General features: G+C 31.3%; 22 protein-coding genes and 2 tRNA genes. 2 read left to right on the top strand and 22 right to left on the bottom strand.

Annotated elements, in window-relative coordinates:
• Positions 1–405: 405 nt before the first annotated feature.
• The 5 genes from EHE19_RS02675 to EHE19_RS02655 all read right to left on the bottom strand — a co-directional run bounded on the left by EHE19_RS02675 (position 406) and on the right by EHE19_RS02655 (position 6,281).
• Entirely contained in the window at positions 406–1,440 is a 1,035-nt protein-coding gene (locus EHE19_RS02675) for a LacI family DNA-binding transcriptional regulator (RefSeq protein ID WP_137697794.1), read from the bottom strand.
• A gap of 387 nt (positions 1,441–1,827) precedes the next feature.
• Positions 1,828–3,420 carry an ABC1 kinase family protein gene (locus EHE19_RS02670; RefSeq protein WP_137697793.1) on the bottom strand — a complete coding sequence of 531 codons (1,593 nt, stop codon included), beginning with the start codon at positions 3,418–3,420 and terminating at the stop codon, positions 1,828–1,830.
• Positions 3,401–3,778, bottom strand: a complete 378-nt coding sequence (locus EHE19_RS02665; RefSeq protein WP_137697792.1) for a phasin family protein — start codon at positions 3,776–3,778, stop codon at positions 3,401–3,403. Before EHE19_RS02665 ends, EHE19_RS02670 begins: the two co-directional genes overlap by 20 nt.
• 385 nt (positions 3,779–4,163) lie before the next feature.
• On the bottom strand, positions 4,164–4,712 hold the full coding sequence (locus tag EHE19_RS02660; RefSeq protein WP_137697791.1) for a GNAT family N-acetyltransferase: 549 nt from the start codon (positions 4,710–4,712) through the stop codon (positions 4,164–4,166).
• 114 nt (positions 4,713–4,826) lie between these two features.
• Entirely contained in the window at positions 4,827–6,281 is a 1,455-nt protein-coding gene (locus EHE19_RS02655) for a stalk domain-containing protein (protein WP_137697790.1), read from the bottom strand.
• Between the two features lie 863 nt (positions 6,282–7,144).
• Between EHE19_RS02655 and EHE19_RS02650 the strand changes: the two genes are divergently transcribed.
• On the top strand, positions 7,145–7,576 hold the full coding sequence (locus EHE19_RS02650) for a DUF6173 family protein (protein ID WP_137697789.1): 432 nt from the start codon (positions 7,145–7,147) through the stop codon (positions 7,574–7,576).
• Positions 7,577–7,918: 342 nt separating this feature from the next.
• On the opposite strand, the gene EHE19_RS02645 is transcribed toward EHE19_RS02650, so the two are convergent.
• The 5 genes from EHE19_RS02645 to EHE19_RS02625 all read right to left on the bottom strand — a co-directional run bounded on the left by EHE19_RS02645 (position 7,919) and on the right by EHE19_RS02625 (position 11,638).
• On the bottom strand, positions 7,919–9,355 hold the full coding sequence (locus EHE19_RS02645; RefSeq protein WP_137697788.1) for a GDSL-type esterase/lipase family protein: 1,437 nt from the start codon (positions 9,353–9,355) through the stop codon (positions 7,919–7,921).
• A 1,050-nt stretch (positions 9,356–10,405) separates the two neighbouring features.
• Positions 10,406–10,720, bottom strand: coding sequence for a helix-turn-helix domain-containing protein (locus tag EHE19_RS02640; protein WP_137697787.1), 315 nt, complete (start codon positions 10,718–10,720; stop codon positions 10,406–10,408).
• A 19-nt stretch (positions 10,721–10,739) separates the two neighbouring features.
• Entirely contained in the window at positions 10,740–10,907 is a 168-nt protein-coding gene (locus EHE19_RS20035) for a type II toxin-antitoxin system RelE/ParE family toxin (protein ID WP_342343345.1), read from the bottom strand.
• Between the two features lie 15 nt (positions 10,908–10,922).
• A complete protein-coding gene (locus EHE19_RS20030; RefSeq protein WP_342343338.1) occupies positions 10,923–11,084 on the bottom strand; it encodes a hypothetical protein in 162 nt (53 codons plus the stop codon).
• A 478-nt stretch (positions 11,085–11,562) separates the two neighbouring features.
• Positions 11,563–11,638, bottom strand: a tRNA-Met gene (locus EHE19_RS02625).
• 609 nt (positions 11,639–12,247) lie between these two features.
• Between EHE19_RS02625 and EHE19_RS02620 the strand changes: the two genes are divergently transcribed.
• Positions 12,248–12,859 carry a peptidylprolyl isomerase gene (locus EHE19_RS02620; protein WP_137697786.1) on the top strand — a complete coding sequence of 204 codons (612 nt, stop codon included), beginning with the start codon at positions 12,248–12,250 and terminating at the stop codon, positions 12,857–12,859.
• Between the two features lie 260 nt (positions 12,860–13,119).
• Here EHE19_RS02620 and EHE19_RS02615 read toward each other — a convergent pair whose 3' ends face one another.
• The 12 genes from EHE19_RS02615 to EHE19_RS02560 all read right to left on the bottom strand — a co-directional run bounded on the left by EHE19_RS02615 (position 13,120) and on the right by EHE19_RS02560 (position 23,153).
• Positions 13,120–14,292, bottom strand: a complete 1,173-nt coding sequence (locus tag EHE19_RS02615; protein WP_137697785.1) for a MalY/PatB family protein — start codon at positions 14,290–14,292, stop codon at positions 13,120–13,122.
• A gap of 115 nt (positions 14,293–14,407) precedes the next feature.
• Positions 14,408–14,496: transfer RNA gene (locus EHE19_RS02610), tRNA-Leu, on the bottom strand.
• A 282-nt stretch (positions 14,497–14,778) separates the two neighbouring features.
• Positions 14,779–15,210 carry a S1 domain-containing RNA-binding protein gene (locus EHE19_RS02605; RefSeq protein ID WP_137697784.1) on the bottom strand — a complete coding sequence of 144 codons (432 nt, stop codon included), beginning with the start codon at positions 15,208–15,210 and terminating at the stop codon, positions 14,779–14,781.
• A 92-nt stretch (positions 15,211–15,302) separates the two neighbouring features.
• Positions 15,303–15,581, bottom strand: a complete 279-nt coding sequence (locus tag EHE19_RS02600) for an FtsB family cell division protein (protein WP_137697783.1) — start codon at positions 15,579–15,581, stop codon at positions 15,303–15,305.
• 102 nt (positions 15,582–15,683) lie between these two features.
• Complete coding sequence (gene yabQ, locus EHE19_RS02595; RefSeq protein ID WP_137697782.1) at positions 15,684–16,307, bottom strand: spore cortex biosynthesis protein YabQ; 624 nt, start codon at positions 16,305–16,307, stop codon at positions 15,684–15,686.
• Between the two features lie 46 nt (positions 16,308–16,353).
• Complete coding sequence (gene yabP / locus EHE19_RS02590; protein WP_137697781.1) at positions 16,354–16,638, bottom strand: sporulation protein YabP; 285 nt, start codon at positions 16,636–16,638, stop codon at positions 16,354–16,356.
• A 126-nt stretch (positions 16,639–16,764) separates the two neighbouring features.
• Positions 16,765–17,004, bottom strand: coding sequence for an RNA-binding S4 domain-containing protein (locus tag EHE19_RS02585; RefSeq protein ID WP_137697780.1), 240 nt, complete (start codon positions 17,002–17,004; stop codon positions 16,765–16,767).
• Between the two features lie 233 nt (positions 17,005–17,237).
• Positions 17,238–17,513: an HU family DNA-binding protein gene (locus EHE19_RS02580; RefSeq protein WP_137697779.1), complete on the bottom strand. Its 276-nt coding sequence runs from the start codon at positions 17,511–17,513 to the stop codon at positions 17,238–17,240.
• Positions 17,514–18,033: 520 nt separating this feature from the next.
• Positions 18,034–18,828 (bottom strand): nucleoside triphosphate pyrophosphohydrolase, encoded by a 795-nt coding sequence (mazG, locus tag EHE19_RS02575; protein ID WP_137697778.1) that lies wholly within the window; start codon positions 18,826–18,828, stop codon positions 18,034–18,036.
• Between the two features lie 776 nt (positions 18,829–19,604).
• On the bottom strand, positions 19,605–20,060 hold the full coding sequence (locus tag EHE19_RS02570; RefSeq protein ID WP_137697777.1) for a single-stranded DNA-binding protein: 456 nt from the start codon (positions 20,058–20,060) through the stop codon (positions 19,605–19,607).
• Positions 20,061–21,231: 1,171 nt separating this feature from the next.
• Positions 21,232–21,789 carry a stage V sporulation protein T gene (gene spoVT, locus EHE19_RS02565; protein ID WP_137697776.1) on the bottom strand — a complete coding sequence of 186 codons (558 nt, stop codon included), beginning with the start codon at positions 21,787–21,789 and terminating at the stop codon, positions 21,232–21,234.
• 149 nt (positions 21,790–21,938) lie between these two features.
• On the bottom strand, positions 21,939–23,153 hold the full coding sequence (locus tag EHE19_RS02560; RefSeq protein WP_137697775.1) for a peptidylprolyl isomerase: 1,215 nt from the start codon (positions 23,151–23,153) through the stop codon (positions 21,939–21,941).
• Between the last annotated feature and the right edge of the window lie 20 nt (positions 23,154–23,173).

Raw genomic sequence — 23,173 nt, 5'->3', positions numbered from 1 at the left:
AACTTATATATTAGTTATAATAAGTGTTTTTGTGTTAAGCTATAATATAGTCAACACTAACTTAACACGCATAACCCTCCATTTAGTGGAATATATGAATTAACTTATTTAAACACACCTATACGTAACCTTTTCAAATAAAAGTAATTTTATTGATTTGTATGCTATTTTGACAAAATTATCTAGAAATAGTATATAACATTACATTCAAAGCTGTCAAATAATAAAATTCGACTTTTCTAATTATGCTCGGATTGGGCTTGAAAAGTATGTTTTGAAAGCCTATCAATAAGTATCCATTATATATCAAATATCTCTTTTTCGAATTAACATACTTGACTACTATGTCTAAAAATTCCGTTGAATATATTTTATTTATTCCATTTATAATCCAATATAAATATATTAAGAGTTGTTATGACTTATTAATTGTTTAACTGATTCTCGCTTTACTAAGGATGCCGACAGAAGAACTTTCTGTGGTATTCCAGTACCACCATCTATTCTTTCAAGAAGTTTACGAACAGCTATCTTTCCCATTAATTCTTTTTCTACCTTCATAGTAGTTAATTCTGGCGTCATATTTCTTGCAGTTTCAATATCATCAAATCCAATAATTGACACTTTATTTGGTATCGAAATGTTCATATTTTTCATCGCCTTCATTGTTACTATTGCTTGAGCATCATTACAGCAAACATAAGCAGTAGGTAATCCTTCCTTAGATTTTACCTCGCTAATTATTTTTTCTACCTCTTCACTTGATAAATTACCCAGGCCTTTATCAAGCACAGAGTATCCTTCATTCATTTCAAGATTATACTCTTTTAGTGCTTTTGTATATCCCTGATATCTGTCATAAAAACTAACAGATAGCGAAACATCTCCAATAAACCCTATTTTTGTATGTCCACACTCAATTAAGTACTCTGTTGCAAGATATCCGCCGCAGTGGTTATCTGTTAATATACAATCCATTGGTAAATTATCAAAATAATTATCAACCATAATAACGGGGAGATTATATGAATTTATTGATTTTATAGTTTTTGGAGAATTTCTTCCAAGTGTAATTATACCTGAAATCATTCCCTCCTTGATGCAATTAGGCATTCCAAATACTTCATCATTCTCATCGTAATAATGTATTATTGTATTTAAATTGTTCCTTCTTGCCTCGTCCTCTATGCCTAGCTGAATATAGCTGAAAAATCCAATTGAATCACGGGTGCTTTTGGCTATAACAAGACACAGGTTACGCGTGTTTGAAGCCTTTACAGCGTTTGACTTATATTGATATCCCATGCTTATAGCAGTATCTTCGATTGCTTTCCTTGTTGCTTCACTAATACCTGACATCCCTCTCAATGCTAAAGAAACTGTATTTTTCGATATCCCAAGTTTCTTTGCTATTGTATCCATTGTAACTTTCTTTGGCATATATCCTCCATTTATATTTCAAATAACAATTTAATTAACTCAATATTTCACATAAAATTTCTAAGGGAGTAATTTTATCCACATTTTTATTACAAAATAAATATAAAATTTAGTACTATCTTTTTGTGAATCAATTCCAAATTAATTCTATGTCTATCCCATATATTACTTATGAAATTATAACACATGTATATTTTTATTTACAGCATTAGGTAAAAATACACATATTATATTTACAAATTTTACTATTTATAAATATCTATTGTCAAATATAGTGATTATGGTTTGATTTGTCGGCTTTTCAAAGTTCTTAATCATATAAACATATATATTCAAATATCATAATAAATAAGTCAATTTTCATATTTTACTCATATAGCTTAATCTTCAAGTTTTTTTCTTTCTTATATCAAGTATCAGCCACCCTCCAAGAATCAATGATACCGCATATCCAAGCACTCCAATCAATGGTATACCCAATATTTTCAGTTCCATATTTGTAGTACAAATTAAACTTGAACCAATTAGCAATCCAGCATTAATAATACAAATAACCAATCTATTTACCATTTTATCAATAGCAGCAAGCGGTTCTTCTGAGCCTGTTAGTTCCATATTTACCTTCGCTTGACCTTTTATTACCATTTTTAAAATATCTGAAAGCTGCGCGGGAATATCCAAAGTTTTCCTCGCTGAACCATATAATGTCTTTCCTACATTCAATATCTCTTGTGACAAATCTATGTTATTTAATACTTCTGAAGCCATTCGGTTTGTCATTACTTGAACTACATTTATATCTGGAGAAATTTTAGCCAATACACCTTCTATTGTTATTATTCCGCGGCTCAACATACTCATTCCCTTTGGCATGGATATCCCATGGGTATTTGCAAGGAAAAGGAACTCCTCGATTATAATTCCCAAGTCCATGTCTCCAATGCTCTTATTCCCATATTTAGACAGCATATCACTTATATCTGAATACAGCCTTAAATGATTAATCCTTCCCTTATGATTGCCAAGGGTTATTAAAATGTTCTTTATTTCATCAATATCATTTTCTGCAATAGCTTTGATTGCATTCTTAAACAGTAGCTTATCCCTATTAGACAGCCTTCCCATCATTCCTAAATCAATCCAAACAATCTCTCCGCCTCTAATTCGAATATTGCCAGGATGAGGATCCGCATGAAAAAATGCATCATCAATAATTTGCTTTATGTAATTATCAGCAAGCTTTAATCCAATTTCATTTAAATCATATCCCATTGAAACTAGTGTCTCAGTATCATCTATCTGAACACCTTCAATATATTCCATTACAAGTACCTTTGATGTGGTATATTTATGTTCTATTTGGGGACAGGTAGAATATACAATATCTTTATTATAATCATAGAATTCTTCTGCGTGACGTGCTTCAATAAGGAAGTCCATCTCCTGACTAGTCACTGTCCACATTTCATCGAGTATTATTCCAAAATCCACTGCATTTCCTGTATTAACAGCAATCTTTAAAATTTTTGAGGCTTTTCTGAGTAATGATATATCGCGAGCCATAATATCCTTTATGCCCGGGCGTTGCACCTTAACAACAACCTTTTCCCCACTTTTAAGAACTGCAAAATGTGCTTGTGCAATAGAAGCTGAGCCTAAAGGTGCACTGTCGAAGCATTGAAACACCTCTTCAAGCTCTGTTCCATATTCATCCTCAATAACTTTTTTTACTTCTGAAAACTCCATTGGTTTTACGTCAGCACGCAGTTTCTCAAGTTCTTTACAGTATTCCATTGGAAGTATTTCATTACGCATTGACATAATTTGTCCAAGCTTAACAAAGGTAGGGCCTAATTCTTCAATTATTTTTCTTAGCTTTTCTGGTGTAATTCCCTTAACAAGATCATTTTTTACTAATACTGAAATTATTTGACCTAATCTTTTTTTATTACTATCTGTACTATTCTCCTGTCTCCCCATCTGTATCTGTCCTCTCCAATTCTGCAAGCTTAGCCTTAATTGCAGCTATCTCTTCCTTGCTCAGTTTGTCAAGCTGCTTGGTAATAGACATTACATTTTTATCAGATGTATTTATTTCTGATGAATCAACGTTAACTTTCGCTGCCTCTTGTGTATCACATGTACTAAAGGGTACTTTGATTTTTGAATTAATATTTCTCTTAAGTTCTTCATTTAAAACCTTACCCTGCTCAACTGTAATTTCACCCTTTTTTACAAGTTCGTCTAATACTTGTTTTGACTTTTCAGCAGTTGTAGCAACTGCACCAATTCCAGCTAGTATAATCTTTTTTAAATCATCACTAATATTATTAATCATAATATCCTCCCATTCCTCTTTTTAGTACAAAATTATAATCAAAGACCCTCTGAGTTTTGCAAAAATAACCTCATTTTTAACTGCATAAGTTGACTTTCTATCAAGCTGCTCACAACCTGTTTGGGCGTACAACATAATATAACTGCCTATAGAAGGGTTTCACAGACATTGAGTTTATTATATAGCTTGTACACTATCTATCTTGGTAAGCTATTTGCGGTTAAAAATTTATAAAACACCATGTTTTCACAAGGTTTTAAGCGCAATAGCCTTTTAATTATTCTAATATAATATTAAAATACCCATTTGTAGTCAAAAAAAATCACAACATGCTTAATTAAATTATAGATGATTAGCCATATAAATAATAAGCTAAGTTATTAATTTATTCCTTCCACTCATCAATAAGTATTCCGTAGTGTTTTTCATCATCCCAAACGCCATTCTTATATCTGACTTTTCTGAGTTCGCCCTCTTTAGTCATTCCAACTTTTTTCATAATATTTTCTGATTTAAGATTATTAGAATTACATCTTGCACTTATTTTATGTAGTCCTAGCCTTGTAAAACCAAAATTAATAAGTGAATGTGCAAGTTCTGTAGCATAGCCCTTCCCCCAATATTGAGGAAGTAAAAAATACCCTATTTCGCCGCATCCACCATTAGAATTTAAACTATGAATAACAATATCTGCAAACCCAATAAATATATCTTCTTCCCGTAGAAATACAGCATACGCATAAGAATTATTTCTATTAATCCTATCATCATGATTAAGAAATCCTTCAAAGAATTCCCTCATTCCCACTTCATTTTCTATTTTATCTATCCATGCATACTTCATTACCTGTTCATTTGAAAATATAGAGCAAAACAGCTGATAGTCTAGTTCAGTAAAATATCTGCATTTCAGTCTTTGACTTTCAAATTTCATTTTGACCTCCATATAAATTAGCTTCAATTAATATATTATTCTATTAATTGAAGCTAATATTCTTAATTATTATATATTTAAAGTATACATCTGCTTACAAAATCTTCTTTCTCTTTATTCTAGCAAAATTCGAAATACAGTATTTTTTTCATTTGTATTAGTGTAGCTAATTTGATTTTTAGCACAATAATTAAAAATAAAATCCAAATTATATATTCCCTTATCATAACCATATATATACATAACAATATCTTTTTTGCCTTCACTTAAACTCTTCTTGACTAAATTTTGAAACTCCATATAGTTATGAACTACTAAGTCGTTATATACAAAATAGTTATACTTTGTACCAGATGCAACCGGCCATTTACTAGTGTCCCAGCTATGATCCCGTAAGAATTGCTCTTGCGTCATATTGAAATAATCATAACTTACATATCCTTCCTCATCAGGGGTAGGATCATTCCATGTTACGTCTAGCATATAGTATTCATCATCCAGCTTCAAAATGTTCCAAGCATGATTTTCATCTCTAGAAGTACCAGTAACTACATCACATTCTATTCCCACCCTATTCAGTAATAATTTTGTCACCTCTGCATATGCCTGGCATACTCCTGTGCCATTGATTAGCAGTCCATAAGGAGTATATGACTCATCTGGTATGGTATCATATAAATAATTATCATAATCATATTTATAATTACTTACTATATAGTCATGAATAGCTAATTCTTTTTCGTAATCAGTCATATCATCGGATATAATTTCAGATACGATTTCCTCTATTTTTTCTATAACTAAAAAATCCTCTGAAGACAATCTTGTTGATGCTATATCGTTTACCATAGATTTCTGTATTTTATGTACTTGGGAGTAAACAATATCCATTGTCAATTCAGCCATATTACTATACTCTAACCATCTTGCATTAACCTTAGTTGCTCCATATGGAGTAATATCTAATTGATTAAAATCCTCAAAGATATAGTCTGAGTCGTCAAAATTACTGCATTTTAGGTTAATTGTTGGTTGAAGGGTAATAGAAGCTAATCTCAATGCCTCCAAAAATTCAGTATTATTGTTTATAACAGTTCCATCTTCAACATCTTTTCCTTCTTCTACTTGTGATGCCAAGGTTCTATCAACATAGATTGTTTTTGTAACTCCATCCCACTTAACCTTAGCTCCAAAAGCCTCAGCTATATACTTTGCAGGCACATATGTTCTGCCATCCTTAATTATGGCAGTTGTGTCCATTTGCTTAGTTTGTCCATTTAATTGATAGCTGCTCTTTCCTATGTATATTACTAACTCTGTATCTCCAAAATAAAATTCTGCCTTCTTGGCTCTCGAGTTCCAAGAAACTGTAGCCCCCAATGCCTCACCAATATATTTTGCAGGTGTTTGAGTTCGTCCCTTAGCATCTACAAACGGCTGTGCATCTGGAAAAACAAGAGTGCTGTCGTTTACCACCACAGTTATTTGCGGTTGTGTAGCAAATACTCCTGTAGAAAAAATAATTGTTAAACTTAGTGCTATTATTGATACTAATGATATTTTTTTCATGGTGTATCCATATCAAGAAATCTAATAAAATTATTAATGATTGATATGGAATTGATACCCCCTTAATAATTATTAATGTTTTGCAGAACCAAGGATAATAATGTGTGACTACTATAAAGCTGAAAAGGAACAATATCAGTTCTTAACAGGAACTGATTATTACAATTATATTAACTAAGCCATCGATAATTCCCTAGCACCAATAAGCTTTAATAGATAAAAGTTTATTGATTCAGTTAAATCAATATTTAGCAAAATGCTTATATTCTCAGATTATTTACCTTAGATATAAATTACTTTATAAAATATTTTGTTACTAATTAAATAATACCACATACTCAATAAAATTTCTCTCTTTTTTGATAATCATTATAACACCTAGATTCAAAATAAAATTTTTTCGATTTAATATACCGCCAAAAGCACTTGTGGTTTTGGCTGACCATATGTTTCAATGCCCTTTGCAGTTTGCTTTTGCTGCATTCTGCAAATATTATCCCAATAAGCTGCCATATTCTTACCCCCTTGCATATTCCTTGAACACTTCTTCATTAAGTTGTAGTTCAATGCCTTAAGCCACGTAACCAAGACGTCCAGCAGCGTTGATATGGCAGCCTCCAATGTTCTGACTATGTACTGGACATACTGTATTTTCTATACATTACATTCAGCGGTGTTTCATCGAGTCGGAAGATATTCGCACCACATAAAATAATGGGATATTCTCCAATTATATAAGAGGGGGATATTTTTCTTGTCTCGTTTTTTCCAAATCAATCTATACATTCCCAAATTTGAAGTTAAAATCATATGATATTCCATGAAGGTGGTATATCTTATAAATAAGACTGGGGGAATAGCAAGTGAAATTTATCAATCCTTTGACTAAAGCAATGATGAAAAGCAATAAGCAATTAAGAGAGTTTCGCACTTCTGATACTACATCAGATAAATATGATTTTGAAGCAAATTTGAATGCGTTACTTGCTCAACAAAACTTTGCAAGTGAATTTTGCAAAAAACTCTACGCAGAAATTAATGAGTTCGATTCCAACCTAAATGAAGAAGACGAGGTAGTTGCCAGACTTGTAAATTTCGGAGAAATAATACAGTTCGGAATAGAAAGTATAGGCTTTTCAGATCCAAGCCTTATAATTTTCAGCGGACATACAGCTGATGGTTCCCATGTACAATTAGTTCAGCATGTTAGCCAAATAAGTGTACTACTTCTATCAGCTAAAAGACCAGACCCTGAAAAGCCAAAATTTCCAATTGGTTTTCGCCAAGTAACTTAATTGTATATTTATTTTAGTGTTAATTGAAATAAAATATTATATGATATGGCCTTAAAATTAAATACCTCAAACTCCGAATTGAAATTCAAATTTACAAAAATTCATGAAAACTCAAAGCCCAATAATAGGTTCCTTTAAAAGATTGGAATATATTCATTGGGCTTCAAGCACTTTTCTATATAGAGTTAGCACATAAAATTCCATTGGACTGTAAATTTTTCATAGTTAGCTGTCAGATAAATTTTTATTTTCTTAGGCAACTAATTCATACAATTGATTCTACCTAGGACTAGCTGTCAAACGAAAAGTAGAGTCGTGCTTAAGTTTACAGTCTGCAATAGCTTATTTTGTGAACAAGGTTAAATCTATTATTTCCGCCATCCTTTTGTACCCTGCTGGGCTAAGATGCAAATGGTCCCCACTGTCATATGTGCCTAAAAGCATGGTTTGATTGTTAGGATTTCTTACTGCAGCATCGAAATCAATAACCGCATCAAATTCCCCACTTGTTCTTATCCAATTGTTTACCTCTGTTCGTACCTTCTCATAACTAGCATATTGTGAGCCACCAATTGGTGTAATTGTAGCGCCATAAATACGAATATTTTTTGCATGAGCTTTAGCAATAAACTGCCTATAAGCATTTATTATATTTGCCGAAGTGGCGCCTGAACCTATGTCATTTACGCCCTCAAATATTATTGCATATTTAACTCCGCTTTGTTCCAAAATGTCACGGTCAAATCTTGTAAGGGCTGTCGGTCCTAAACCTCCTGACAATATTGTGTTCCCGCCTATGCCCATATTAAGCACTGAAATATTTGATGTTGCAGGATTTTCTAATAAACGATTAGCAAAAACATCTGTCCATCTGTTATTTTCATTTGTTGTAGAACCTCTTCCATCTGTAATTGAATCACCTAATATAGCAACAGCATCATATTTATCTTCTGTATATACATCTATTCCTGTTATAATATACCAGTGATCTGTTTTTACCGCTGATGGCATACTTGCGCTCGCAACAGCATTTCCTGTTTGAATATATGATGTTGTTCTTGAGCCAGGATGTCCTGTCAATGCCGAGGGCACACTTCCAAAGTATATTGTAATAGCCATATTAGTTAGTTTAGTTAAATTGAAGTCCAGTGGGTCAGAAGTTACAGTTTTACCAGCAGCAATTGTTACAGACTCTTTACCATCAAATTTTACTACCTTATCTGTACCTGTTTGAATTGAACTTCCACCTGCAGATACTGCTAAATGTACTGAATTCATTACAACAGGAGAATTTCCATATTGATTGGAAAACTTTAATCTTACCTGATTTCCACCAATTGAAACACGAACAACCTGTCTGAGTGTGTTGTTTGATAGTCCTGGGCTTGGAGGCATATTATTTTGCTCAGTCAATTGCGGTGCAGTTCCCCATGTTCCTACCCATTCATTAGTTATTACTGGAATTTCTCCTTCGGGCAGCTTGTCTATCATACCCAAAAGATACTTCTTCATAATTGCAAAATCGACTGCGTCTATTGCCTTATCAAGATTTAAATCCATTTCTTCTTTAAAAGCTTGACCAGGATTCATTAAATATTGCTTAATATACGCAAAATCTAAAGCGTCAATGCTGCCGTCATTATTACAATCCCCATAAACTACTGCTCTAGCCTGTGTAGCAGCAGTTGCAATACCAGATACATTACCCACATTACAAACACTTAGGATAAGACCTAGTACAATTAAAAAAGATAACACTCTTTTCTTCAAATTGAACATTTTCATACCCCCCATATTATATTTTTCAAATCCCAAAAATTTTACTTCCGGCATAATTGATTATTATGAAAGATTATGTATAAATTAATACAAATAAAAGCTTAGAATAACAGCGAAAAGTATAACAAGCATTATGCTTCTGTAATTGACTTAGTAAGCTGAATTTTGTCAAAGTCCTCCTTTCTTATTGTCATATTTAGCAGCGTATCATATTTCTATAAAGATAGCTGAACTACGCCCCACAAGTGTATTGTATCATATATAATACAATCATAAAATAATAAAGCTTAAGATTGGATTTTGACGAATTTATTGTATAAATACTCAGAGTGCATTACTTATTTTTGATTTAAAAGAAAAGACGGAACATACTATACTTTTTCTTGCTTTTTTTCGAAAACTTCAAACGTAACAGTCTATAGGAGTAGTAGAATTATAATTGGCTGGTTTAAAAAATAATAGCTAGAAGCTTAACATTTTTTGTTGTTCCGAAAACTAACTTTGTTATGAAGCTAGTTAACCTTTTTTGATTTTGAGGCATTGGGAATTTGTTTAGGTTATTTTACTTCATTATGAAACTATTTAACATTTTATTTGATGATGCCATCGCTCCTGCAATTTTCAACCTGCAAAAGCCGAATACCTTATAAAACAATAAGGAGACAGTTATACATCCATCCCCTTATCGTTAGTCCCTTTGTATTAAATTGTTTTACACTATCTATGTAAAATATGATTGTGGAATAACAACTTGGAGGAGGGTGAATTTTTATAATAATTTTTATTAAACTTATATATTCCGATACAATTTCCCCATACAATAAATATCAAAAAAAGACCTTAGAATTCTCCAAGGTCTTCATTCCTGTTGTTTGTAGAATCAGTATTTAACCTATAATTAATCTTGGATTTTAAATCCAAGTATTATAACTATCAACGTGTATATCTGTTTAGTTGCTTCTACTTTATTTTTTCAAGAGTATCCTAAACTAAAATATAATTTTATAAATACTGTAAACTAACAGCAATAATAATTATATATAATATAGCTTAAACCTTACTACACTCCATTTCTTCTGTCTTCTTTACAATTTTGATTTCTAAACCAACGCTATCAACATATTTAATAAAGTTCTTAAGAGTAGGCGAATTATCTATTGTTTCAATCCTAGAAACCATTTGCTGTGTTAGCCCTGACTTTTTAGCAACATCACTTTGAGATAAGCCCATATCATTTCTCATTTTAACAAGCTGCTTAACAATTTCATATTCTCGTTGTGATTCATTATATTCTTTTTTTAGTTCATTATCATTTTTTATTCTTTTTTCTATTTCTTCTTTTTCATTAACTTTCTTAAATGGCATAAATATTCCCCTCCTCGCTTCAAATGAATCTTTTATCGAGAGCATTTTCAAGTTCCCTAACTCTTTTTATAGCTTTATTCAATTCAAACTTTTCTGCCTTATTCTTTTGCTTTTTACAGGCATGAATTAGATACATATTTTCTCCATCAGCTATAACATACATAATTCTATTATCAAAAAACTTAATTTCCCAAAGTTTTCCTTAAATCTGTCTAGTATTAAGTATCTCTAGTGCTTCAAGGCCTTCCTTTTCAAGTTTTCCGAGAATTGTTAATCCCTCTGCCCTTTCCTTTTTCGGAAGTTTATCTATATATTCTAGAATTAAATCCTTACCTCCACTTGTTTCATAGTGGTATACATTCATATTATTTCTCCTATGTTTAATGTTTATACATCAAATATGATGTATCTACACTATTAGTTTACACCATATTTGATGTAAATACAATATATATTAAGTATCTTTATGTTTATAATATTTTTAACTAACAGCAAATACAGTTCAAAATCTAGCCCGATAAGTTATACGCCTTTTTCTAGGTAAATTATACTTTTAACAATATACAAATTATAAATTGAGTCGTTTAGGACACGCTAATCCTTATGTTACATTGTCGGTATATAGCCATGCATTGAAATCTGCAGATAAACAAGCAGCTGATATAATGGAACTTATTGTCACTAATACAAGCAATAATAGTGACACCAAAAAGGCTTAATCTTTTAATATCTTTTAATAACTTTTAATTTTAATAGTACCCAAATAGTACCCATAATTTATTTGTTTTAACGAAAATATAAACATAAAAAAACCGCTAAGCCTTATGACTAGCGATTCTTCATGGTTGCGGGGGAAGGACTTGAACCTACGACCTTCGGGTTATGAGCCCGACGAGCTACCAACTGCTCCACCCCGCGATGTATAAAATTTAATTGTACTATTATTATATACGGCAAATAAATTTTTTATTCACAAATTTAATCCCGCTGACAACTATTATAATTTAACATAAAACTTTGAATATTGCAAGTATTTTTTAATATTTTTTTAAGTAAAATTTATCTAAAATTTATCAACTCATTTGAAAAGTTAAATTACGCCTCTACTCTATCTACCTGAGAATACATAGCAAATCTCCTAGTTAAAATCTAGGTCCAGGATTTCGTCCGCACCTCCTCTGTACCCCATCCTTGTTAAGCAAATGTAATTTACTTTTTCACTCAATTGGTATTCTTTAACCAATAAATTTACCTAAAAATTTTCTTGCTCACCTTAAGCAATACAAATCCTTGTATAAAATAATAATACCTCTCATTTAACTTGAGGACGCTTATCATTTTATGCTAATTATATAAACTACTATTCCACAGTAGCCCAAATGATACTATTTTTATCAAAAATTCTAGACCTTTTCCTTAATATAGGGTATTATAGTCACAGGAACATTTTAATTGCTTGTAATGAGCATTAATAATTTACTTATCACAAAAATAATTAATTTATTAAAAAACGGAGGCTGTAATAATATGTTGAAATCTATTTTAAAAAAGTCAACGGCTCTTTTATTAGCTGTAATTTGCACACTTTCATTTACAACTAGCTGTTCAAAATCAGACAAAACTGAGTCTACAGGCAAACCACAGGTACAGATTGAAATGGAAAACGGTGATAAGATGGTTCTTGAACTGTATCCAGAATATGCTCCTGAAACTGTTAATAACTTTGTCAGCTTAGCAGAATCAGGTTTTTATGATGGCTTAACATTCCACAGAATTGTTAAAGGGTTTATGATACAAGGCGGCGATCCTAAAGGTGATGGAACAGGTGGATCAGAGAAAAATATAAAGGGTGAATTCAGCGGAAATGGATTTGAACAGAATACACTTTCGCATACTAGAGGCGTTATTTCAATGGCTAGAAGTCAAGACCCTAATTCAGCATCAAGCCAATTCTTTATTGTTCATGCAGACTCTGCATTCTTAGATGGTCAATATGCTGCATTTGGAAAACTCATCAGTGGTGAAGATGTTCTTGATAAAATTGCAGATACTCCAGTTGAAGCTAATCCTTTTTCTGGTGAAGTTTCCGTACCAACTGAACCCGTTAAAATTAAAACTGTAAAAGTACTTAGCAAGTAATTTAAAAGCTTAAAAACTATTAAAGTATTAATATTAAGAAAGTGGACAGGTAATTTGATTATTGGCCTGTCCACTTTTGTTATTTACTCATTATTCAAGTTGAATTGTAGGCAGATAACTTTCTTTTGGAAAATTGAGTTAGAAATAGTTGCATTAATTAGATTATAGAAAGTCTATTCTATGAGCCCAAAGATAAACTTTATAATTAACAAAGCAATAATTCATCTGACCAATTTTTAGTTAATTATGTTGCAAAACCATCACAACTCAGAAACAGCTATCCTTATCTGTTCAAGTGCCTTTTCAAGTATTGCTCTAGGACATGCCACGTTCATTCTCATAAAACCCTCACCATTTGATCCGAAGTATGTGCCTGAACTCATGGCTACACCTGCCTTTGAAGTCATAAACCTTGTGAGTTGTCCTCCATTTAGACCTAATTGTCTGCAATCAAGCCACATAAGATATGTTCCTTCTGGACGCTCCACTTTTATTTTTGGAATATATTTGTCAAAATAGTTCTTAACAAAATTTACATTCTCCTCAATATATTTTAATAGCTGCTCAAGCCACTCTTCTCCATGCCTAAAAGCTGCCTGTATAGCAGCAATGCTCATACAATTATTACCTTCCACGTGAAGTTTGTCCCACATTTGGTCAAATTGATGCTTAAGTTCTTCATTAGGAAAAATAACAATTGATGACTGAAGCCCAGCTAAATTAAAGGTTTTTGTAGCAGAAATGCAGGATATTGTTATTTCTCTAAGCTGTTCTGATATTGAAGCAAATGGAGTATGTTTATTCCCCCATAAAATCAAATCAGAATGAATTTCATCTGAAATAACCTTTATACCATATTTCAGACATATATCTCCCAACTTCTTTAGTTCATCAAATGACCATACTCGTCCTACAGGATTGTGCGGACTGCACAGAATCAAGTATTTTGCCCCTTGCTTTGCTTTTTCCTCCAAATCCTCATAATTCATATAGTACCTACCATCAACTTCTTTTAACGGGCTTTCCAGCAGTTCTCTAGATGCCTGCTTAACCGCATTAAAAAAAGGACGATATACAGGTGTTTGAATTATAACTTTGTCCCCTGGATTGGTGAGTTTTTGAATAATCATGCATATTGAAGGCATAACTCCCAAACAAGAACTCATTAACTTTTTATCTATGTTCCAGTTCTTTCTTTTCTTTTGAAATTCGCATACATCATCAAAATATGAATCTGGTCTCATCGTATATCCAAATATGCCATTTTCTATTCTATCCTTCATGGCATCAATAATAGGTTGTGCTACTTTAAAATCCATATCAGCGACCCATAAAGGTATAAGTTCTGAAGAGCCATAAAGTTCTTTAAGCTTTGCATGCTTTTCAGCAAATGTAGACTTTCTATCAATTATTTCATCAAAGTTGTATTTCATAGCTGGTTGGCCTCCTTACAAAAATTAAAAGACAGTATAAACAGAATTAATAGAATAATTTGATTAAAATAAATAAAGGATTAAGATTCTATAAAAGTAATCTCAATCCTTTATTTGGTGCCGAAGACCGGAATCGAACCGGTACGGAGGGTTAACTCCGCAGGATTTTAAGTCCTGTGCGTCTGCCAGTTCCGCCACTTCGGCTTGGCCACCATCGCTAACCATTCGCGACTAGCTTATTATAATACTATATGCACTAAAGTGTCAACACCTAAATTAAAAATTTTTTAAAAAATTTTAATTTTTTTATATAAATTATTATAGTACTTGTAATCCTCTTTATTATTTTATATAAAACAAAGTAAACAAATCATAAAAGCACACAAAATAAGGCCATTACAAGCGCCTAAAAATTAATTTAAACCATAATAATAAATGTTAAACTGAAAACGAGTATTCTGAAACTGTATATTAATCCAACGTTAATTAATACTGGGCTGATTTTCTATATCCGCCGCCTCCACGTTTGGAATCAACATTTTTCTTCAAGTCATGTAACCTTTCATCGCTATCTTTCAAAAATTTTGCTAAGCGATCCTCAAATGATGTGTTACTGGCAGCATTTTTGTTGCTATTCCATTCTATCTCCATTGGAGGCTTTACAGACATTGCAGCTTGTTTTGGTTCACAAGCTTTTTTTATAGAAAGGCTCACTTTACCATTTGAATCAATTGAAACAATTTTAACCTTTACAATCTGATTTTCTTTAAGATGAGCATTTATGTCCTTTACATACTCTTGGGCAACTTCAGAAATATGAACTAATCCTGTTCTCCCCTCTGGCAATTGAACAAATGCTCCAAATGCCGTAATGCCAGAAACCTTACCCTCAACTATTGTACCTACTTCAAGCGGCATAAAATAAGAAATCCTCCCCAGTTAACCAAGCTTACTACGTACTAAAACTTAATTTTTTTAAGCCATCTTCTTACGTTTACGTCAAGCTATAGTTATTTATTAGTATCAATATATATTTTTTCGTTATCTTTAATATAGCCTAATTTTTCTCTAGCCATTTGCTCATAAAACTCATCAGTATTAATCAATGATTTCTGTTTCAAAAGCTGCTGATTCTTGGCTGTCTCAATATTAATGTTTCTTTGCAGTTCTTGGTTTTTAAGTTCCTTTTCGTCAATACTGATTTGAAGTGTATATAATGTATATCCAAAATAACAAACTGAAATAATTACTAAATATGTTAACAGTTTCAACTTCTTTTGTTTTTTCATTATTAACCCTCTCATCAATATCTTTTGTAAAATAAAAATTGCTACTCCAACATTTTCTATATTCTATATGTCGGTAAAAACTCCTGCAAAATTAATTATTTTTTATTCTTTTTTTAATTTTTTTAAAGTAGCCATTCTCTTTAATTTCTTTTCAGTAACACTACTTGCTTTACTGCTAAAACCTTTTATTTTATCAAATAATATTTTAGTAAAAATAAGAGTTTGATTGGAAATAAAAGAAATTGGTTTCTCCAATAAGGCATATATTTTTTTTATTATAAATTTAACTAATATTATTAAAGGATTAAAAATAATCCTCAACAACTTATATAGTAATTTCAGTATTACTTTTACAACCTTATATAGCATTATAAATGGATAACTTACTACCTTAAATATAAACAAAACTATTCTTTTTATTATATTAATAATCATTACAGAGGAAGCAATAAATATACTGCTGAATAACGCCTCATATAGTAACACTCCAATAATATTTCCTATAAATATATATCCTCGCATCTCACCACTATTACTTTTATACACTGTAATGAATAAAAATACCGCAACTGCAAGCCAGTAAATAATATCTTCTATACTTACTATTACTGCATTTGTTTTTATTGCTCTTCTTTTTATTCTTAAAAAATCATAAAAGAAGGCTACTATCGCACCGCCAACAATTGCATACATAAATATGTATACTTGGTCTACAATATGTATCATTTGCTTTACCACAAGCCTTTACTGTTTTATAATTAACCTGAAGTTACTACTTAAACATTTTGCCAAAGAAAGACTTTGATTTACCTATTTCCCCATCACTGTATTCTAAAGAATAAATATCTCCTTCAATAATAAGTTCATTGCTCTCTAGGCAAAGTTTATTTATGTGAAGTTCTCCGCCACGAATAATAAGTATTCCTAAATCCGTTATAGCAACTATCATCTGATCGTTAAAGCTTTCAACATCAACAACACCGGTAATAACTAGTTTTTCTCTGTTTTCAAGCAGTAAAGTTTGATTTTTAGGCTTTATTATTTTCTTTTCTTCCATTATTAAATCCCTCCTTTATCCTATACATATGCATGTACAAATAAAAAAAGAACAAACACGCACCAGCGTTTTGCTCTTCTTTAAAATTACTTATTAATTTAAACAATTTAATTTAAACAATAAAATTTACTTTATAACGTACATTTCTTTTGCATCGTCCTTTGTTACATGCTCTGTGACCCTAGTTATCTCAATTGTCGTTGTATTATTTCCAAATTGAATTTCAACTACATCGCCAACCTTAACCTCAGAGCCCGGTTTAGCAATCTTATCATTGATTTTAACTCTACCTTGCTCACAAACTTCATTTGCAACGGTTCTCCTTTTGATAATCCTGCTTACCTTTAAATATTTGTCTATTCTCATTTTAACCTCCAATCTGCTCTCGGCAGATAAAATAATCCATTTTGCAGCGAATTATTTTTAAGCTAATTTAACCCCCTGTTTGACTTTTACATACTAGAAACCTCCAAAAATTAATATCTATCATGTAAAGTTCTAAATAAATTGTACTTATATAGCACAGATACTATCTATTAAAAAAATCTGGAGGCTTCTGCGCTTAAATAAATCCGCTAAGATATTCTATCGATATCTTTCTATTGGTTAACCTTTTCTTTTAAGTCTTTACCAGCTTTAAATGTAGGAACTTTACTCTCTGGAATATCAATTTCCTCCATTGTCTGAGGATTTCGTCCCTTTCTTGCTGCTCTTTGCTTAACTTCAAATGATCCAAAGCCTATTAGCTGAACTTTATCATTATTTGCTAATGCTTCTTCTACACTTTCAATTAATGCACTTAGCGCTTTTTCAGAATCTTTTTTAGTCAATCCTGATTTTTCAGCAATGCTGTCTACTAATTCTGACTTATTCATTAACAATTCCTCCCATAAGGTATATTATAACGCCTAGAATTAACATGAAATTTTCAATTATAAAGTATAAAGAAATTTCATTACATCAGTAGCGTTTCATCGAGGCGAGAGATATTCTCACGCCTGAAAATCAACACAATATTCACGTCTTTTTGAAGTGGTTGCCTCGTTAAAATACCTAGAATCATATATAAGATTTTTCTATTAAATTTTTCGATTGTAGAAAAATTTCACTTCTTCAGCGGTATTTCACCGAGATCAATGATATCTCACTGTCTTTAAACAAATGCGGTACGCGCTATATTATTAAAGAGGGTAGCTTTAATTACCTTGTTATAATACCTAGAATCATTGTGAATTTTTTCGACTATAGAAAAATTTAACTACTTATTTCACTTCTTTTAGAGGCATTTCGAGGTATTTCAACGAGGTCAAATATATTCTCACCGTCTTTAATCAAATGCAGTACACGCCGCATTATTAATGATGATGACTTTAATTACCTCGTTCTAATATGATTCTAACCATTTTTATCATATTTATGCATTTTTGCCTCTTCCCAAAGCTCATCCATTTCAGAAAGACTCATTTCATTAATATTTTTACCAATTTCTGAAGCTCTCTTCTCAACAATTTCAAATCTTCTGATAAATTTATTTGTAGACTGAGATAAAGAAAGTTCAGGATGTACCTTTAGGAATCTTGAAAGATTTACAATTGAAAACAATACATCTCCCAATTCATCTTCAATACCTGCTTTATCTGACTTTTTATACTCAGCTTCAAGTTCATTTATTTCTTCTCTAACTTTAGCAAAAACATCATCTATATTATCCCAATCAAACCCTACTTGAGCAGCCTTCTGCTGTACTTTGAAACTTCTCATAAGAGCAGGTAAATTTGCTGGTACATCCTGCAACACAGAAGTTTGATTTTTGCTTCCCTTCTCCTTTTTTTTGATTTCCTCCCAGTTTTTTAGAACTTCACTGGATGTTTCAGCGCTAACATCTCCAAAAACATGAGGATGGCGATGTATCATCTTGTCACAAACCCCATTTATAACATCCTCAATACTAAAATCTCCGTTTTCTTTTGCTATTTGTGCATGAAATACTACCTGCAGCAAAACATCACCCAGTTCTTCACACATCCTTTTTTTATCTTCTAAATCCACAACCTCCAAATACTCATAGGTTTCTTCTATAAGGTACTTTTTTAAGCTCTGATGAGTTTGCTCTCTGTCCCACGGGCAGCCTTCTTCACTTCTCAGAATTTCCATAATATTTATCAGTCTCTCTAGTTTACCTTTATCCATTTTGGGTTCTCCTTATTTCTATCATAAAATTATTACCATAATAAAATTATTGCCATAATAGTCAATTTACCGATAGTCTTATCTGCGTTTAATTTAAGTTTTAAAGCAAAATTAGCTTTAATGCACTAAAAAATATTATTGACCTTAAATAGACCGTCGAACGCATTTATAAAACCAATCCCACTATAGTCTGCTATTTAATTATACAAACTTCTTAATAATACGCATATAAAATAAACCAACTGGGATAGTTGATTTCAATATGGTGTAACAGCCTAAAATTAGCATTTTTATTATACTATATTTTTAATTCAAAAGAAAAGCATATGTAAACTAGGATGTTTTGTATATGAAACAGAATAACAAATAGCAATATATGCTTTTGTTATTATTTCTGAAATGTCTTAAGAGATTACAATCCTTTTTAAAATAATTGAGGAAATAATGTTGATGATAATAAACTCAATTGAAGAAAGCTTATAATAGCCCTTGCGTTTGCTTTGAGAATCTTGCTAATTATCTCACAGTCAGCGGAAGATTATTTAGCAGAATAAAGTCAATTACTATTGGCAAGCCTAACAAAATGAAGAATATGCATTAATTAGCTAAGTTAACCTAACTAATAGGTATAACTAGTTTTTTTTCATGCTTGTATGGCAGCTAAGACCTAAAATAGTAATTGACTTTAGCATTTTATTATAATTTAATATTTAGCTTATACCAATTTTTTTGCCTACAGTAGTATCTTTTTGTTAGCTTAATTCTGTAGGTAACTACTAAATTACATTCTCAGTTTCGTCTGCTATCACTTCAAATAATTCATCATCTTGATTATCATTTGAATCTTCTACAGCTTCTTCATTTAAGCCTTCATTTGAAACATCATTTAAATCTTCTGTATCTATTCCCTTATACTTTGAATCAGCAAAAAATACCCTGTCAGCAACCACCTCTGTGACATAATGCTTATTTTTTTGATCGTCTTCCCACATTCTTGTATGTATACTTCCCTGCAGAGCTATTCGATGCCCCTTTGCGAAATACTTACTTGAAAACTCAGCTGTTTTACCCCAAGTTACAATAGGAATAAAATCAGTTTTCCTATTCTCAAATACTTTTTTAATGTCTCTGTCAACTGCCAATACAAAGGAAGCTACAGCTTTAGAATTTTTTGAGGTATAACGTAAATCAACATCCTTTGTTAATCTACCAACTAGACTTACATTATTCATAATTATTCTCCTTCTGCTCTAACAATAAGAGCTTATATTTATATTATTACTGCTCTCAACCTAAACATATAAATTCTTAAAATAACTTTCTCAGAATATTTATTTGTTAAGCTTGAAAAGCATATGTAACCTATAAAATGAATTTTTCAGCTCAAACTTCGTAGCTAAATATACTGCTAAAATCTAATACACAGGTGTGGCAGCTTTATCAAATGAAAAGTAAATAGATAAACTCGAAATTATACTAGGTAAGCGCTAATTATACTTTTGAGATATTTGGGCAACAAACCATTGATATTTCTACCACTTCAATAGGCTTTCTATGTGCGAAGTTTGAGGTTTGAGTTATTTAGATATTAACCAAACACAGAACTGTTAATTTTGAATCATACAGAAGTAATCTCTATACCTGTCCAAGTATCCTATAATTCATTATCAATAGACAAACAGTGTATAGATACTTTTTAGGGATTGGCATTGTTTCCTTTTTGAGGATAATTACTAGAAAGAGAGAATTCCCCAAAAATAATAAAGATTAACTTTTGTCTATAAATTGAAATGTTTAAAAAGCACAAAATATGTTTGAAATGAAATTTAACATAATCCATACAATACTTTAAATTTAAATACTGGATAAAAGCCGAAAAGTAAATTTGAAAAAATAAAATTAACTAAAAGATAATATTAGAATATTAAGAAATGAACATCCATGCATTTTTCACAAATTCAAGATAATTATATAATATATGGCATTAACTGTCAATATCCATTTATTTATCAGTATTTATTTCCACCCTAAAATCATAATCAGCAGAATTAACTTTTAGAAATTTGTATAAAATGGGAGAACTACATCGATATCAATTTTAAGACCATCCATGTCCATTATTTTATTAAATTTATGGTAATTAATTACCATGAAAGGCTTAAATACTGAAATTTAAAAACTTTATGTTTGAAAATCACTATACATTTTATGTAAAAGTCTTGTATATTCATCCGGCTTTGTTATACAAAAGTTTAAAAATTTCTAGACATTTTATACAGGACAATAGGATAAATTATTATAAAGGAGAAGACCTAATGTTTCAATCCTCTCCTTAAATTAACCTAGTTCATTTGTTATACTTTTATTAAATTTAAATAACCTATTCACTCAACAGTATTTTTATTAATTTTGTTCCATTTGCTTACCTAAAAAACTAGCCGCTGATTGAGCAAGTTTAACTTCAATCTCACCCATTTTTGTATTTGCATCAGTAGACAGTAAAATAACTGAACCTATTGGATCGCCTTCAGATATTATAGGAGAAACTACTTGTGACGTATACTTTCTTTCTCCGTTTTCATCTGCCAATATCAAAATAGCTTTTTCTTCAGGAGATTTTATAAGTAGAGTAGTTTTGTCTTCAATGGTTTTTTCCACTTCACTGCTCAATTGTTTCTCAAGGAATTCCTTTTTAGACGCACCTGAAACTGCAATTATAGAATCTCTGTCAGTTATACAAGTAATGTGTCCGCTTGTTTTATGCAATGATTCTGCATATTGTGTGGCAAAATCGCTGAGTTCTCCTATAGGAGAATACTTCTTTAAAATAACCTCTCCTTCCTTGTCGGTAAATATCTCTAGTGGGTCACCTTCCCTTATTCTTAAAGTCCTTCTTATTTCTTTCGGTATAACAATTCTTCCAAGATCGTCTATACGTCTAACTATTCCAGTTGCTTTCAATTTAGTATTACCTCCTTAATAGGTTATTTTAGTCTTAGTATTGTTAAGTTGATGATTTTTTATACATAATTGGTAACTCAATTGATACCATCCATTTTTTACACACAAAAAAGAACCACACAATGTGTGATTCTCTTTTTTAAGTATAATTATTCTCCGTATAATTCTAAATTTAATTTGTTTAATACTTTATCATTTTTAATGATTTCGTATTTTTTGTCTTTCTTCCAGCCTTCTAATCTTTCAGTTATTTCCTCAGTAAATTTCGCCATTTTAAGATTTGATTTTATGTCTTCTTTAATTTCATCAAAATCCTTTACAGCACGTTTATCTACTCTTACAATATCATAACCATAAGCAGCATCAACAATTCCTACTGCTCCCACATCATTTGCAAAAGCCCAATTTTCCAAATCAGCAAGAACTGCATATTGAGTACTTAATTGACCTTTTACGAAAGTCATTTCAATGTTATCAGCAGTTGCACTTGAATTATTCTCTGTTGCTAAAATTTTCATATCTTTTCCAGCTTTTATTTGTGTTACTATATTTTCTGCCTGCTTCTTTAGCTCAGACTTTTTCCCTTCACTAACTGGTGCACCATTATTGTCATAAGTAGAAAGTACTATGTGTGATATTGTAACCTCTTCAAATAATTCCGGATTGTCATCATAGTATTTCTTCACTTCTTCATCAGTAACAATTATCTTGCTATTTTTTTGCTCTTCTTGAATATAATTTTGCTGTAAAATAAGTCCTTTGTAGAAATCCTTAAATTGATTATATGTTACACCATAATCAATCTTAATGGATTCCTTAGCTGCTTCTTCACTTCCATATTGTTGAATAATAGTAGAATCAATATTATTTATATCCTCATTTGAAAGTTTAACTCCAGCCTCTTCAGCCTTTATCAGCATAATTTTGTTTTCCTGCAATTGGTTTAGAGTATCCTTTTGTATTTGCTCTTTAATTGCTTCTCCATTCTTTTGTTGATTCCAATCATAACTATCTATTGTAGTATTGGCATCAACACCTGCACTTGCTAAAAACTGCTGCATATTAATCTTTGAAATGACTATATATTCTGGTGCTGTAATTTTATACTTGTCCACTGTAGCTACATATGCGGCTGACCATGGCTTAAAAATAAATAATACTACAGTAGCTGCTATTATTACCAGAGCAGCAAAAACTCCAATAATCAAACCCTTTGATTTTTTCTTTCCTTTCTTTTTTGCAGTTCCTTTTACACTGGTAGCTGCAATTTCATTTTCTTTTGCATCTGTACTTGTATCAGCAATTGTATTTTCTATTGCTTCCTCATTTACATTTGCATTTTCATGTACATTCTCATTCTCCAAAGGTAATCGCTCCCCATTAT

It is taken from the genome of Ruminiclostridium herbifermentans (assembly GCF_005473905.2).
GTDB classification, from domain to species: domain Bacteria; phylum Bacillota; class Clostridia; order Acetivibrionales; family DSM-1351; genus Ruminiclostridium; species Ruminiclostridium herbifermentans.
This window is presented reverse-complemented; position numbering and strand designations above follow the sequence as displayed.